Below are 13,569 nucleotides of genomic sequence, written 5' to 3' on the forward strand. Positions count from 1 at the left end.
GATGGGTGGCTTACAGCTGAAGCAGCGACTGGTCGACGGTCTGCTGCGTCTTGATCGTCTGCGCGTTCGCCTGGTAGTTGCGCTGCGCGGTGATCAGATCGACGAGCTGGTTCGTGAGGTCGACGTTCGACTGCTCCAGCGCGCCGCCCTGCAGCACGCCGTGGTTCGTGCTGCCCGGCGTGGAGATCTGCGCGGCGCCCGACTGGGTCGTCTGCTCGAACTGGTTGCCGCCGAGGTTCACGAGCCCGTTCGGGTTATTGAACGTCGCGAGCACGATCTGGCCGAGCGCCATGGTCTGGCCGTTCGAGTAGTTGCCGGTGATCGTGCCGTCGGCGCCGATCGAGAAGTTCGAGAGCGTGCCGCTCGCGTAACCGTTCTGCGCGAGGTTGTTCACGCCGCTCGCGCCGCCGTACTGGGTCGTGCCCTTGAAGTCGATGGTGAGCGTTTGCGGCGTGGCGGAGCCGTCGGTCGGCGTCGTGGTGAACGTGAAGGAACCCGAGCCGTTCGTCGCGGTCGCGAGCGAGACCGGCGCGAGCGCGGAGGCCCCGGTGCCGAGCGTCGAGCCCGAGATCTGCCCCGACGAGTTGAACGCGATCTGGCCGAGGTCCGTCGTCTTGCCGTTCGACGTCACGTAGGCTTCGGCCTGCCCGACGGCGCTCTGCACGAAGTACATGTTGACCTGCTCCGTGCCGCCGAGCGAATCGTAGGCCGTGATCGCGGTCGAGTAGCTGTAGCTGGTCGAATCGGCCGGGTTGAACGTCGCGGTGGCCGGCTTCGCGGCCTGCGCGTTCAGGTTCAGCTGCGCGGTGATGTTCGACGTCGCCAGCGGCGCGCTGTTGGTGGTCGGCACCTGCAACGGCACCGTCTGGGCCGTGTTGATGATGCCGCTCGGGCCCGCCGCGTAGCCCATCAGATCGTTGCCCGCGGCATCGACGATAAAGCCGTTCTTGTTGAGGTTGAACACGCCGTTGCGCGAGTACGTGATCGAACCGTTGTTCGACATCTGGTAGAAACCGTTGCCGTTGATCGCGACGTCGAGCGCCTGGCCCGTCGTGTTGATCGTGCCCTGCGAGAAGCTCTGCTGAACCTCCGCCAGCGACGCGCCGAGACCGATCTGCATGTTGACCGAGGTCGCGATCGAGTTCGCGTAGACGTCCGCGAACTGCGCCGTGCTCGACTTGAAGCCCACGGTGTTCGCATTGGCGATGTTGTTGCCGACCACGTCGAGATCGTTCGACGCCGCGGCGAGACCGCTCAGACCTTGCTGGTAACCCATGTTTTCTGCTCCGCGTTATGTCTTGATCAGAGGATGCCGGCCACGCTCGTGAGCGGGACTGTCTTGCCGTTGGCGAGCGAAACGCTCGGGGTGCCGTCCGCCTGCTGCATCACGGCCTGGACCTGGCTCGCGACGAGCGCGGTGGCCGTGCCGGGGTTGCCGTTGATCGTGGAGGTCGCGGTGATGTGGTACGTGCCGTCCGCGAGGGTGTTGCCCGACGCGTCCGCCGCCTTCCACGTGACCGGGACGGTGCCTGCCGCCTGCGGCCCGAGGTCGATCGAGCCGACGATCTTGCCCGACGTGTCGCTGATCGTGATCTTCACATCCGAGGCCGCCGCCGGCACCGAGACGCCGAGCTGCGGCACCGTGCCGCCCGACACCGTCACGCTGCTGCTCGGGGCGAGCACCGACGAGCCGATCAGCAGTGCGGCCTGGGCGTTCTGGCCCGCGGAGAGCTGCGTCGAGAGCGACGAGAGCGACGTATTGAGCTGGCTGATGCCCGACACCGTGTTGATCTGGGCGAGCTGCGAGGTCATCTGCGAGCTGTCCATCGGATTGGTCGGATCCTGGTTCTTCAGCTGGGCGACGAGCAGTTGCAGGAAGGTGGTCTGCAGGTTGCTTGCGCTCGTGCTGCTCGAAGCCGAGCTGGCCGAGCTGGCGCTCGTGCCGTTCATCGTGTCGAGCAGCTGCGGCGACACGGTGGCGGAAGAGCCGCCGATGGTGGTGCTGGAGGTCAACGTGTTCTCCTCGGATGCGTTTCTGGTGCCGTTGCCTGGGGCGTGGCGTCGTGCGTGGCTTCGTGCGTGGCTTAACGTTTGCCTGATCGGGCGAAAAAAACGCCGCTCAGGTGCCGATCGTCAGGGTCTTGAGCATCAATGCCTTGGCGGTGTTCAGCGTCTCCACGTTGGCCTGGTACGAGCGCGACGCCGAGATCATGTTCACCATTTCCTGCACCGGATCGACGTTCGGCATGGTCACGTAGCCGTCGGCGTTCGCCGCCGGGTTGCTCGGGTCGTAGGTCTCTTTCATCGGCGTCGGGTCGTCGACCACGCCCGTCACCTTCACGCCGCCCACCTGCTGGCCCGACGCCGTGCGCGAGCCGCCGAGCGGATCGACCGCGAACACCACCTGCTTGGCCTTGTACGGCTTGCCGTCCGGACCGGTGGTGGAGTCGGCGTTGGCGAGATTGGACGCCGTCACGTTCAGGCGCTGCGACTCGGCCGTCATGGCGGAGCCCGCAACGCTGAAGATGTTCATCAGGGATGGCATGGTTTCATTGACCTCACGGAATACGTATTCCTGTCTGCTGCCTTGCTGCCGTTGTTTGCTGTCCCGCTGCTGCCCGACGCCCCCCGGGCCTCGGGTCGAACCCGTTAGCTCGTACCCGACGTGATCGCCGAGAGCATCGTCTTGATCTGTTGCGAGAGCACGGTCATGCCCGATTCGAAGTGCAGCGCGTTGTCGGCGAACTGCACGCGCTCGGTGTCGAGATCGACCGTGTTGCCGTCGAGCGCGGGCTGCGTCGGGTTGCGGTACATCACCGGGCTTGAGTACTGCTCGGTCGGCCCGCCCGTCGGGATCAGCTTCGCGTTGCCCGCCATGTGGCCGGACTCCGTGGACGCCATCGTCATCCCGCTCGTCACGCCCGCGGGCTGCGACATCGCGAGCGGCACGCCGTTGCTGCCGCCCATGCCCGCCGTGCCCGTACCACCCGAAATGCCCGAGCCGTTCGACGTGCCCGCGAGACCCACGCTGCCCATCGAGCCCGTGGCACTCGCCATGCCGGCCGTACCTGCCATCCCCGCTGAACCGGCCGCGCCCGTCGCGCCCGCGCGCCTCAGCGCGCCCGAGAGCGACGCCGAAAAGTCCACGTCGCGCGCGAGGTAGCCTGGCGTATCGGCGTTCGCGATGTTCGCGGACAGCAGCGCCTGGCGGGTGGCGCGCACGTCGAGCGCTTCGCGGCCGAACGCGAATTCGGCGTCGAGTTTGTCCAGCATCGTGCGTTCTCCGTTACACGAAATGAGAGGCGGCAGGCGTGCGCGCAATGCGCAGACCTTTTCGCATGGAGTGGAATCTTAGGGGCGCGTGGCAAGAACCAATCGGACGAATAGCCGGGGAAGCGCCCCTCTATTCGACGCGAACATGCCGGGCGGGCCGCCTAGAATGCGATGCGTGTCAATGCCTGGGATGGAGAACGACGATGCCGCAGACTGCCCCTGCCCGCGCGCCCGGTCACGGCGCGCCGCGTCGCGTGCGCAGCCTGCGTGGCCTGCGCTTTGCGGTGCGTCTCCTTGCGCTGTGCTGCGCGCTTGCTGGCGGCGGCGGTGGCGCCGCGCTCGCGCAGACGCCGGGCGGCCAGATCTACATCGCGGGCCCGGGCGACCGCGGCGGCGCCGATGCCGCGCAAATGGGCGCGATGCTCGATGCGCCGGGTCGCGGCGGCGCGGCGTTCGCGGCACCCGCCGCTGCGGCGAGCGTCTATGCCCCGGCTGCCGCCCGCGAGAACGCCACGCCGCCCGGCATGATCGCGATTCCCGGTCCGGGCGAGCGCCAGGCGGAGCAAGCGCCAGGCGTTGCGCCCAACATCGTCACGATCCCCGCGCCCGGCACACCGGCGACGCCTGCCGTCGCCGCACGCCGCGCCGTACCGCCGCTGCCACCACTGCCGCGCGTGAGCGTCGGCACGGCGTCGAGCCGCGTGGCGCCGGTCGTGGTCGACGCATCCGCCAGCGAGGGCGCGGCGGACACCACAGCAAACGCTGCCGCAAGCGCCACCCCAGGCGCCACCCATAACCCGGCCAATGGCGCGGCGGAGATCAACGCCGCCAACGCGCGTGCAAACGCCATACAGCGCTACGCAGCCGCCGCGCTCGCGCAAAAGGGCGCCAACGCCAACGCCAACGCAAACACCACCGCCAACGCCACCGCGACCGCCGTGAACAACGCCCGGTCCGCGCCGGTTCCGCCCGGCCAGGAGGACGGCGAGGTGATCCGCGCCGCCGCGCTCAAATTCCTTCAGCAACAATCGGTCGGCCTGCCGGGCCGCATCACGGTCACCGTCGCGCCGGTCTTCCCGCGCGGCCTCGCCGCCTGCACGCAGCTCGAACCGTTCATGCCGCCTGGCGCCCGCACGTGGGGCCGCACGACCGTGGGCGTGCGCTGCATCGGCGAGAAGCCGTGGACGCTGTTCGTCAGCGCCCGCGTGGCCGTCGCCATCACCTATTACACGGCTGCGCGCCAGATCGAGCCCAGCCAGGTGCTGACCGTCGCCGATCTCGTGCCGCGCGAGGGCGATCTCGCGTCGCTGCCGCGCACCGTCATCACCGATCCGTCGCAGGCCACGGGCGCGCTCGCGCTCCTGCGCATCTCGGCGGGCCTGCCGCTGCGCACCGACATGCTGCGCAGCGCGCAGTCGGTGACCATCGGGCAAACCGTGAGAGTGGTCGCCGAGGGCGCCAACTTCACGATTTCCTCCGAAGGCAGCGCGCTCAACAACGCGGCGCCTGGCCAGCAGGTACGCGTGCGCACGGCCGGCGGCCAGATCATCACGGGCGTCGCGAAAGACGCGGGCACGGTGCAGGTCCAGATATGATCGTTTGCGCACGTAACAGCATGTAACGGTTGAGGTTTTGGGCTAAAGTTTCGGCCGTCGCCTGCCGATATCAGGATCAAATCGATCAGGAAGCCCATCGTGAAAGTCGACTCCACCACCCGCAACAGCGCACGTTCGCTGCAAAACGGCCTCGCGCGCACGCAGCAGCAAGGCGAATCCGCGAGCACCGCAGGCGCAGGCAGCACCAGCGGCGCAAGCACGGGCGCGCCCGCGCAAAGCGGCGCTGGCAGCGACGCGAACGTGAGCCTTTCGGCGATGTCGTCGACACTGCGTTCGCTCGCGGCGAGCGGCGCGGCCGACATCGACATGGCGCACGTCGAGTCGATCAAGGACGCGATCCGCAACGGCACCCTGCAGATCGACACGGGCAAGATCGCGGACGGCGTGCTGGAAACCGCGCGCAATCTGCTCTCGGCGCGGCCGGCGAACTGAACACGCCGCCGCAACTGACTTTTTTCGCTCAACCATGAAAGACGCCCTGCTAGCCACGCTGATCGACGAACACGCCGCGGTCGAGGCGTTCGCCTCGCTGCTCGCGGTCGAGCAAAAAGCGCTCACCAGCCAGGACGGCATGGACACCCTGCCGCAGATCGTCGAGCAGAAAACGGTGCTCACGCAGCGTCTCGCGGGCCTCGAAAAGGTGCGCGACGCCGAACTCGCCGGGCTCGGGCTGCCGGGCGGCCGCAAGGGCATCGAGATGGCGTGCGAAAACGACCCGCGTCTCGCGGGCCAGTGGGCGCTGCTGAAGAGTTCGACCGAGCGCGCGCGCCGCGCGAACATCACGGTCGGCATGATGATCCAGACGCGCATGGAACATAACCGCCGCTCGATCGCGATCCTGCGCGGCGACACCGGCGGCAAGAGCACGCAGATGCTGTACGGCCCGGATGGCCGGATGCCGTCGTTCGGGTACTGAGCCGGCGCACCGCGCGGGCAGCACAAAAGCCGAAGCGTTTTGCGCTTCGGCTTTTTATTTTTCGGACCGCCAGAATCGTGCCGGGGAATGAAGCCGGATCAAGCAGGGTGCGGTTGATTGGGGCAGGCGCGCGCCTAGTTCTCCGTCCCCGCCCACGCCATTTCGCGCAGCCGCGTGCGCAGCCGTGCGACGGCCTGGCTGTGCAGCTGGCACACGCGCGACTCGCTCACCTCCATCACCGCGCCGATCTCGCGCAGGTTCATGCCGCGCTCGTAATAGAGCGACATCAGCAGCTTCTCGCGCTCGGGCAGGTGTTCGATCGCCTCGATCAGCGCGCCGCGCAGGCTGTCGTCGAGGAGCGCCGAAAGCGGATCGGTGTGATCGACGCAGTAACGGTCGAGAAACGGCTCGTCTTCGGCGGAGCGGTCGAAATCCTCGTAGTAGATGAGCTGGCTGCCGTGCAAGTCCTGCAGCATCGACTGATATTCGTCGAGCGGCATGTTCAGATGACCGGCGATCTCCGTCTCGCTCGCGGCGCGCCCGAGGCGCTGCTCGACCTGGTGCACGGCCGACTCGACTTCGCGCGACGTGCGGCGCAGGCTGCGCGGCAGCCAGTCGTTGCTGCGCAGCTCATCGAGCATCGCGCCGCGAATGCGCTGGCTCGCATAGGTCTCGAACTGCGCGCCCTGGTCTTCCTTATAGCGGTTGGCCGCGTCGAGCAGGCCGATCATGCCGGCCTGGATCAGATCGTCGAGGTCGACACTGGCGGGCATCTTGGCCACGAGCTGCAGTCCGAGGCGCCGCACGAGCGGCGCGTACTTCGCCAGCACGTCGGCCTGCGCGATTTTTCCTTGAGCGTTGTACATCGTGCTCTCCTGCTTCTCGTATCCCTTGCAAGGCCCCGGGCGCGCGCGTCACGCGTGCTGCGTCGAGGGCCGCTGCGCGGGCGGGTCGGCTCGCCAGCCCTTCTGGGCCGGCGCGCTCTCGGATGAAACACCTGCAACGGCGGAATCGAATGCGTCGTCGTCCACCGCACGCGCGAGGCGCGACTCGCCCGGCTCACCCGACGTGCGCGGCGACTGCGCGTGCGACGACAGCGCGGGGCGCATCGGCCAGCTCTGCAGCTCGGCGGCGAGGCGGCGGTAGTCCCGCGCGGCGGCCGTCGACGGAAAGGCGTCGACGATGCAGCGCTCCAGCTGCACCGCGCGATGCATGTGCGGCTCGGCGGCGATGTGGCCCGCGACTTGCAGCGAGACGTTCAGGTAGCGGCTCGCGACGCCCGCGAGGTTTTCGAGTGCGGCCTCGGCGTCGGCGGCGCTCGATACGTGCGTCGCCAGCACGCGGAACTGCCTGATCGCATGCGCGAAATGCAGACGCTTCAGGCACGCGTAGGTATCGGTGATCGACTGGGCGGCGAGGCGCATCACGACCAGCACGTCATGCGCATGCATGGCGAGCGGCGACAAGGCGCCATCGGCGTCCAGCTCCGCGTCGATCAGCACGAAGTCGGCGGGCCCGGCCACCAGTTCGTGCAACTGCGCCGCGGTGTAATGCGCGCGGTTCTCGCGCGAGGCCACCAGCACGCCGAAGCCGAGCGCATGGCGTCCGGCCGTCTCGGCGAGCGCCGCCTCGCCGCGCATGAACGCGGCGACGTTGCCCGCGCCGCGCACGGTGCCGAGCGTCGCGCACACCGACTGCGGGCCGAGGCACTCGTCGATCACGAGCACGTCTTTGCCGAGCGCGGTGAGCGAGGCGGCGAGATTGACCACGGTGGTCGTGCGACCCGCCGCGCCAGGGCCGCCCGTCACGGCCACGACGCGCGAACCCTCGCGCGCGAGCAGCCGCCGCAGCCCTTCCGCCTGGTCGACGACGAACTTATCCAAACCGGACCTCGGGTGCCTGCGACCCCGTGCGCATCGACAGCGCCGAGAGCAGCGCCGGGATGTCGTCCTCGTGCGGAACGAACGGCGAATGCTCGCGCGGCACGCAGAACGCACTGCGGATCAGGAAGCGGCGCGTGGCCACGTAAAGGTTCTCGGGCACTTTCTGGCCCGTCGAAACGTAATGCACCGGCAGCTTGTAGCGCAGCACCGTGTCGAGCGCGCCGCCCAGGTTGGTCGCCTCGTCGAGCTTCGTGAGGATGCAGCCCGTGAGCGGCGCCCGGTCGGGCGCGCTCTCGTAGGCCTGCACGACTTCGTTGAGCGTGTCGCCGTGGTTCGTCGCCGAAAGCAGCAAGAGGCGCTGCACCGGACGGCCCGCGCCGCACAGCATGGCGATCTGGTCGGCCACGGCGCGATCGCGCTGGCTCATGCCGATCGTGTCGATCAGCACGATGTGCTTGTTCTTCAGTTCGTTCAGCGCGAGATGCAGGTCCGCGCCGTCGCGCACCGCGTGCACCGAAACGCCGAGGATCTTGCCGAAAATGCGCAGTTGCTCGTGGCCGCCGATCCGGTAGCTGTCGGTCGTGAGGAGCGCCACGCGGCTCGCGCCGAAACGCATCACGCAGCGCGCCGCGACCTTGGCGGTCGTGGTCGTCTTGCCGACGCCCGTCGGGCCCATCAGGGCAAACACGCCGCCGCGCTCCATGAGCGCCTCTTCGTTTTCGAGGACCGGCAGATTCGATTCGAGCACCGACTGGATCCAGTCCAGGCCGGCCGCTTCGGTTTCGACTGCGGGCAGCCGGTCGATCACCATCTTCACGAGCTGCGCCGAGAAACCGGCGGCGAACATCTGCTTCGTGAGCACGCCCTGCAGCGGGCTGCGGCGCTGGCGCTCGCCCCACACGAGGCCCGCGAACTGCTCTTCCATCATCCCGCGGATCGACGCGAGTTCGCTCATCACGGTCTCGTTGACCACCTGCTCGATGCGCGAGCGAATCGCTTCGCTCACGGTATGCGCGGGTTGCTGCGCGGCGTTGCCCGCGTCGGCGGACGGACCGGCCGCTTCAGGGCCGTAGCCAAGACGCTGCGCGGCGCGGCGCGCCGCCACGTCGGCGGCTTCGCGCGCCCAGTCGGGCGTCGTGGCGTCGACATCGGCGGGGTGCACGGGATCGGCCGGCATGCCGAGGCCTTTAGCCATCGCCGCCGACGGCGAGATGCCCGCGGTGCGCGCGGCTTCCTGCTGACTCGCGATACGGCGCGCGTGGTCGATGAGCCAGGGGTTCGATTCGGCCATCGTCGGCTGGCGCTCGCCGGTGAGCGAATCGCCGTACGAATGCGTAGCGGCCTGTTCGAGCATCGCGGCGGCTTCGTGCGGCGCGAGCGGATTCGGCGCGTGGCGCGGCGTGAGCGGCGGCAGCGTCGCCGGCTGCGTGGCGCTGTTCATCGGCTTGCGGGCGGGGTTTTTCGCGTTCCGGTTTGCACCGCTGTTTGCACCGACGCTGCCCGGCGCGGACGCGTTGCGTGCGGCGCCCGGCCGCACCGAATCGAGCGCGACGGAAACATCGGCGTCGCCGTTGTCGTCGGCATCGCCCGAATCGTCCGTGGCTCGCGCCATGTCGGAGAAGGCGAGCGCCGCGCCCTGCTGAGCGCCCACTTCCGGGCTCGCGCCGAACACCGACGAAAACACGTCGGGCATGCCGCTCGCGTACGGGTTGGCGCCGCCCGCCGTGCGCGCGGACTTCGCCGCGCCCGATGTGGCAGAAGCGGTGGCGGAAGCGGCTGCGGAAGCTGCTCCGGAAACATCGGCGGGCGCGAGCGCCGCGAGATCGCGGTCCGCTAGCGCGACGATTTCAACCGTGCCGTCATCGAGGGTGCGATTCGACAGCACGACTGCGTCGGCGCCGAGCGCTTCGCGCACGAGGCGCAACGCGTCGCGGCTGTTGCCGCCGATGAATTTCCGAATGTTCAAGCTGAACCCCCGATGAGGTGAGCGGCACGCACGCCGCCGTCATGTGCTGCTGTTCCAGCGCGCCAACGTTGTCGTGGCGCCGCACTGGGACTTTTTCCGATGATTGAATTATTTCGAAGGCAGCAGCGCCATGATCGGTGGATCAAAACGGGGAAACACGGGCAATTCGGGCAATGGCGGGATGCCGCCAGGGTGGCCGGGAGTCCGGCGGGCGGCTCGGGGGGACACGCGCGTCGCAGCACGGTTGGCGTATCCGGGCATCCGAAAAAAAGCAAAAACCCGCCGAAGCGGGTCTTTTCGCGCGAGGCGGTGCGACAGTTCGTCATCAGGCCCCGATCACATTCACGACCTTCACGTTGCGCGTATCGGGCACTTCGGCATACGAGAGCACCTTCAACTGCGGCAGGCTGCGGCGCAGGAAGCGCGAGAGCATCGGCCGCAGCGCGTGCTGCACGAGCAGCACCGGCGCGAGGCCCATGCCCTGCTGGCGCGCCATCGCGTTTTCCGTATGGGTGAGCAGCGTATGCGCGAGGCCCGGTTCGAGCCCCGGGTTCGGCCCGGATGTAAGCGTCTGCGAGAGCACGCGCTCGAGGTTCGCGTCAAGCCCCATGACCTGCATGTCGCCCATGCCCGGGAACCATTGCTGCGTGATCGCGCGGCCCAGCGAGATGCGCACCGCCGCCGTGAGGTCGTGCGGGTCCGTGATGCGCGACGCGTGCTCGGCGAGCGATTCCATGATCGTGCGCATGTCGCGGATCGGCACGCCTTCTTCCAGCAGGTACTGCAGCACCTTCTGCAGCGTCGTGACGGGCAGCAGCTTCGGCACCAGATCCTCGACCAGCGCGGGCGTGTCCTTCTGCACCCGCTCGACCAGCGCCTGCACCTCGCGGCGTCCGAGCAGCTCGGACGCATGCATGACGACGAGGTGGTTCAGGTGCGTCGCGACCACCGTACTCGAATCGACGACCGTGTAGCCGAACACCTGCGCCTGCTCGCGCATGTTCGTGTCGATCCAGATCGCGGGCAGTCCGAACGCCGGATCGGTCGTGGGCGTGCCGGGCAGCACCGCGCTCACCTGGCCGGGATTGATCGCGAGCCACTGGCCCGGATACGCCTCGCCCGAGCCCACTTCGACGCCCTTGAGCGTGATGCGATAGGCGTTCGGGCGCAGTTCCAGGTTGTCGCGGATATGGATGACCGGCGGCAGATAGCCGATTTCCTGCGCGAACTTCTTGCGGATGCTCTTGATGCGCTTGAGCAGTTCGCCGTCGCTGTTCTTGTCGACGAGCGGAATCAGGCGGTAGCCCACTTCGAGGCCGAGCGTATCGATGAGCGCGACGTCGTCCCAGCTTGCCTCGGTGTTCTCGACGGGCGTCATCGCGGTCGGCACGGCGTCGGCGATCACGGCGCTCGCCTTCTTCGCTTCGGCGTTCTTCTTCAGCACGCGGCCGAGCTGGATCGCGCCGCCGCCGAGCAGCAGAAACGCGAAGTGCGGCATGCCCGGAATCAGGCCCATCATGCCCATGATCGTGCCGGTGATCATCAGCACGCGCGGGTTCGTGAAGAGCTGGCCGGTAAGCTGGGTGCCGATGTCCTCGTTGGTCGCCACGCGCGAGACGATCACGCCCGCGGCCGTCGAGATCACGAGCGACGGGATCTGCGCGACGAGGCCGTCACCGATGGTGAGCAGCGTGTAGGTCTTGCCCGCCGCCGCGAATTCCATGCCGTGCTGCACGACGCCGACAATCAGCCCGCCCAGGATGTTGATCACCATGATGAGCAGGCCCGCAATCGCGTCGCCGCGCACGAACTTGCTCGCACCGTCCATCGAACCGTAGAACTCGGCTTCCTGGGCGATCTCGGTGCGGCGCTTGCGCGCGGCTTCCTCGTTGATGAGGCCTGCGTTCAGGTCGGCGTCGATCGCCATCTGCTTGCCGGGCATCGCATCGAGCGTGAAGCGCGCGGACACTTCGGCGATCCGGCCCGCGCCCTTCGTGATCACCATGAAGTTGATGACCATGAGAATCACGAACACGACGATACCGACCGCGAAGTTGCCGCCCACGAGGAAGTGGCCGAACGACTCGATCACCTTGCCCGCCGCGTCCGGGCCGGTGTGGCCTTCGAGCAGCACGATACGCGTGGACGCCACGTTCAGCGACAGCCGCAGCAGCGTGGAGAACAGCAGCACGCTCGGGAACGCGGCGAAGTCGAGCGGCTTCATCGTGTACATGCTGACGAGCAGCACCATCACCGACAACGCGATGTTGAACGTGAACAGCAGATCCAGCAGGAACGGCGGCAACGGCAGGATCATCATGCCGAGGATCATGCAGATGAGGATCGGCCCCGCGAGCGCACGCAGGTTCGTGGCTTGCAGCACGTCCGGGCGGCGCGAGAGAAAACCGGTGCGGGCGTTCATTCAGATGCTCCTTCATTGCCGCGGCGCGGCTTCTTCGCGCCGCCACTGCTGGTCTGGCCGGCTGCCGGCTGGTCCGGGCCCAGCGTGTCGCTGGCCTCTTCGTCCGCCTCTTCGTCGGCTACGGGGCCCTTGTCGAGTTCCGCCGGCACATCGAGATCGGTTGGCTCCATCGGCACGTCGCCGCCGTGCTCGCGAAAACGTTTGAGCTGGTAAACCCACGCGAGCACCTGCGCGACCGCGCCGTACAGCGGGCCTGGAATCTCGCGGTTCAGATCCACGTTGTGATAGAGCGCGCGGGCGAGCGGCGGCGCTTCGAGGAGCGGCACGTTGTGCTCCGTGGCGATTTCGCGGATCCGCGCCGCCACGAGGTTCACGCCCTTGGCGATCACCTTCGGCGCGCGCATCTGGCCGTCCGTGTACTGCAGCGCGACCGCGAAGTGCGTCGGGTTGGTCACGACCACGTCGGCCTTGGGCACCTGCGCCATCATCCGGCGGCGCGCCATCGCGCGCTGCTGCGCGCGGATGCGGCCCTTCACGTGCGGATCGCCTTCGTTCTCGCGGTGCTCGCGCTTGACCTCTTCCTTCGTCATGCGCAGCTTGCGGTAGTAGCTCCAGAGCTGGTAGGGCACGTCGAGCGCAGCCACCACGAACATCCCCGCGACGGTCGTGCCGCAGCAGACGGCGACGAGGCGGAACGCGTCGGCGAGCGCGCGCGGCACGGGTTGCAGCGCGAGCCCCAGAATTTCCTCGTGCCGCTGCCAGACCGCCATGGTGCCGATCACGCCGACCACGAGCGTCTTCGCGAGCGACATGCCGAGCTGGATCGGCCCGTTCACCGAGAAGATGCGCCCTAGACCCTCGATGGGGTTCAGGCGGCTGAATTTCGGTTCGAGCGATTTCGTGGAAAAGAGCCAGCCGCCGAGCGCCATCGGCGCGAGCAGGGCTGCGACGCCCGTGAGCGCGAGCACCGGCAGTGTCGCGTAAAGCCCCTCGCGCACAGCCACGGCGGCACCGCTCAGCATGCGGCTGGTGTCGAACGCGCTCGCGTGATTGAACGTGAACGCGCCGCGCAGCATGGCCTGCAGATGCCCGCCAATCCCGGTCGAGAGTATCCACGTGCCGTAGAAGCCCGCCGAGAGCAGTGCGAATGTGGACAGCTCCCGCGAACGCGCAACCTGCCCCTCCTCCCGCGCCTTCTGGAGGCGCTTGGGAGTGGCGGATTCGGTTTTTTCGAGGTCGCTGTCCTCAGCCACGCTTGCTCCGGTCGGTGGCGCACGGCCTCGTCTGGCCGCCCGCGCCCTTTTTCAGTGACAGCAATTATTGCCGTGGCGCACCAGCGCCGATTGCCGGAGTAAGCCGGAGAAACGGGGGTATTTCGGGGAATGGGCCGGACCGGCGCCCGGGCCTGCCCGGGCCTGCCCGGGCCTGCCTGGGCCTTCAGGCGCCGCCCGGTCGGGGCAAGGGCGGCGGCCCGCCAGCGATTTACCGCTGAC

Annotated in this window: 12 protein-coding genes; 3 read left to right on the forward strand and 9 right to left on the reverse strand. The window is 68.1% G+C overall.

Annotated features, from left to right (window positions below; translation table 11 throughout):
- Window positions 1-10: 10 nt before the first annotated feature.
- The 4 genes from flgE to ACFPTO_RS09900 all read right to left on the reverse strand — a co-directional run bounded on the left by flgE (window position 11) and on the right by ACFPTO_RS09900 (window position 3,273).
- Window positions 11-1,276 (reverse strand): flagellar hook protein FlgE, encoded by a 1,266-nt coding sequence (gene flgE / locus ACFPTO_RS09885; protein ID WP_377711178.1) that lies wholly within the window; start codon window positions 1,274-1,276, stop codon window positions 11-13.
- A 26-nt stretch (window positions 1,277-1,302) separates the two neighbouring features.
- Entirely contained in the window at window positions 1,303-2,013 is a 711-nt protein-coding gene (locus tag ACFPTO_RS09890) for a flagellar hook assembly protein FlgD (RefSeq protein WP_377711179.1), read from the reverse strand.
- A gap of 106 nt (window positions 2,014-2,119) precedes the next feature.
- The gene (flgC, locus tag ACFPTO_RS09895) at window positions 2,120-2,545 is read right to left on the reverse strand and encodes a flagellar basal body rod protein FlgC (protein ID WP_377711180.1); all 426 of its coding nucleotides are present in this window, start codon (window positions 2,543-2,545) and stop codon (window positions 2,120-2,122) included.
- A gap of 104 nt (window positions 2,546-2,649) precedes the next feature.
- Window positions 2,650-3,273 carry a flagellar basal body protein gene (locus tag ACFPTO_RS09900; RefSeq protein WP_377711181.1) on the reverse strand — a complete coding sequence of 208 codons (624 nt, stop codon included), beginning with the start codon at window positions 3,271-3,273 and terminating at the stop codon, window positions 2,650-2,652.
- 203 nt (window positions 3,274-3,476) lie between these two features.
- Between ACFPTO_RS09900 and flgA the strand changes: the two genes are divergently transcribed.
- From flgA to ACFPTO_RS09915, 3 genes are all read left to right on the forward strand, one after another.
- Window positions 3,477-4,868, forward strand: coding sequence for a flagellar basal body P-ring formation chaperone FlgA (gene flgA / locus ACFPTO_RS09905; RefSeq protein ID WP_377711183.1), 1,392 nt, complete (start codon window positions 3,477-3,479; stop codon window positions 4,866-4,868).
- Between the two features lie 99 nt (window positions 4,869-4,967).
- Window positions 4,968-5,321, forward strand: a complete 354-nt coding sequence (gene flgM / locus ACFPTO_RS09910) for a flagellar biosynthesis anti-sigma factor FlgM (protein WP_377711184.1) — start codon at window positions 4,968-4,970, stop codon at window positions 5,319-5,321.
- Window positions 5,322-5,355: 34 nt separating this feature from the next.
- Window positions 5,356-5,805 (forward strand): flagella synthesis protein FlgN, encoded by a 450-nt coding sequence (locus ACFPTO_RS09915; protein WP_377711185.1) that lies wholly within the window; start codon window positions 5,356-5,358, stop codon window positions 5,803-5,805.
- 134 nt (window positions 5,806-5,939) lie between these two features.
- Here ACFPTO_RS09915 and ACFPTO_RS09920 read toward each other — a convergent pair whose 3' ends face one another.
- The 5 genes from ACFPTO_RS09920 to flhB form a co-directional block, all read right to left on the reverse strand.
- On the reverse strand, window positions 5,940-6,671 hold the full coding sequence (locus ACFPTO_RS09920) for an RNA polymerase sigma factor FliA (protein WP_377711186.1): 732 nt from the start codon (window positions 6,669-6,671) through the stop codon (window positions 5,940-5,942).
- Between the two features lie 48 nt (window positions 6,672-6,719).
- Window positions 6,720-7,688 carry a MinD/ParA family ATP-binding protein gene (locus ACFPTO_RS09925; protein WP_377711187.1) on the reverse strand — a complete coding sequence of 323 codons (969 nt, stop codon included), beginning with the start codon at window positions 7,686-7,688 and terminating at the stop codon, window positions 6,720-6,722.
- A complete protein-coding gene (gene flhF, locus ACFPTO_RS09930) occupies window positions 7,681-9,654 on the reverse strand; it encodes a flagellar biosynthesis protein FlhF (protein ID WP_377711188.1) in 1,974 nt (657 codons plus the stop codon). The genes ACFPTO_RS09925 and flhF overlap by 8 nt, the downstream gene beginning before the upstream one ends.
- 325 nt (window positions 9,655-9,979) lie before the next feature.
- On the reverse strand, window positions 9,980-12,076 hold the full coding sequence (gene flhA, locus ACFPTO_RS09935; RefSeq protein ID WP_377711189.1) for a flagellar biosynthesis protein FlhA: 2,097 nt from the start codon (window positions 12,074-12,076) through the stop codon (window positions 9,980-9,982).
- A complete protein-coding gene (gene flhB / locus ACFPTO_RS09940) occupies window positions 12,073-13,329 on the reverse strand; it encodes a flagellar biosynthesis protein FlhB (RefSeq protein WP_377711190.1) in 1,257 nt (418 codons plus the stop codon). The genes flhA and flhB overlap by 4 nt, the downstream gene beginning before the upstream one ends.
- Between the last annotated feature and the right edge of the window lie 240 nt (window positions 13,330-13,569).

Source organism: Paraburkholderia denitrificans (assembly GCF_042655705.1).
GTDB lineage: Bacteria > Pseudomonadota > Gammaproteobacteria > Burkholderiales > Burkholderiaceae > Paraburkholderia > Paraburkholderia denitrificans.

What these genes read in the sequence shown, in the direction of transcription:
- flgE (WP_377711178.1), bottom strand. Translation starts at nt 1,276, where the DNA reads ATGGGTTACCAGCAAGGTCTGAGCGGTCTCGCCGCGGCGTCGAACGAT.
- flgC (WP_377711180.1), bottom strand. Translation starts at nt 2,545, where the DNA reads ATGCCATCCCTGATGAACATCTTCAGCGTTGCGGGCTCCGCCATGACG.
- ACFPTO_RS09900 (WP_377711181.1), bottom strand. Translation starts at nt 3,273, where the DNA reads ATGCTGGACAAACTCGACGCCGAATTCGCGTTCGGCCGCGAAGCGCTC.
- flgA (WP_377711183.1), top strand. Translation starts at nt 3,477, where the DNA reads ATGCCGCAGACTGCCCCTGCCCGCGCGCCCGGTCACGGCGCGCCGCGT.
- ACFPTO_RS09915 (WP_377711185.1), top strand. Translation starts at nt 5,356, where the DNA reads ATGAAAGACGCCCTGCTAGCCACGCTGATCGACGAACACGCCGCGGTC.
- ACFPTO_RS09920 (WP_377711186.1), bottom strand. Translation starts at nt 6,671, where the DNA reads ATGTACAACGCTCAAGGAAAAATCGCGCAGGCCGACGTGCTGGCGAAG.
- flhA (WP_377711189.1), bottom strand. Translation starts at nt 12,076, where the DNA reads ATGAACGCCCGCACCGGTTTTCTCTCGCGCCGCCCGGACGTGCTGCAA.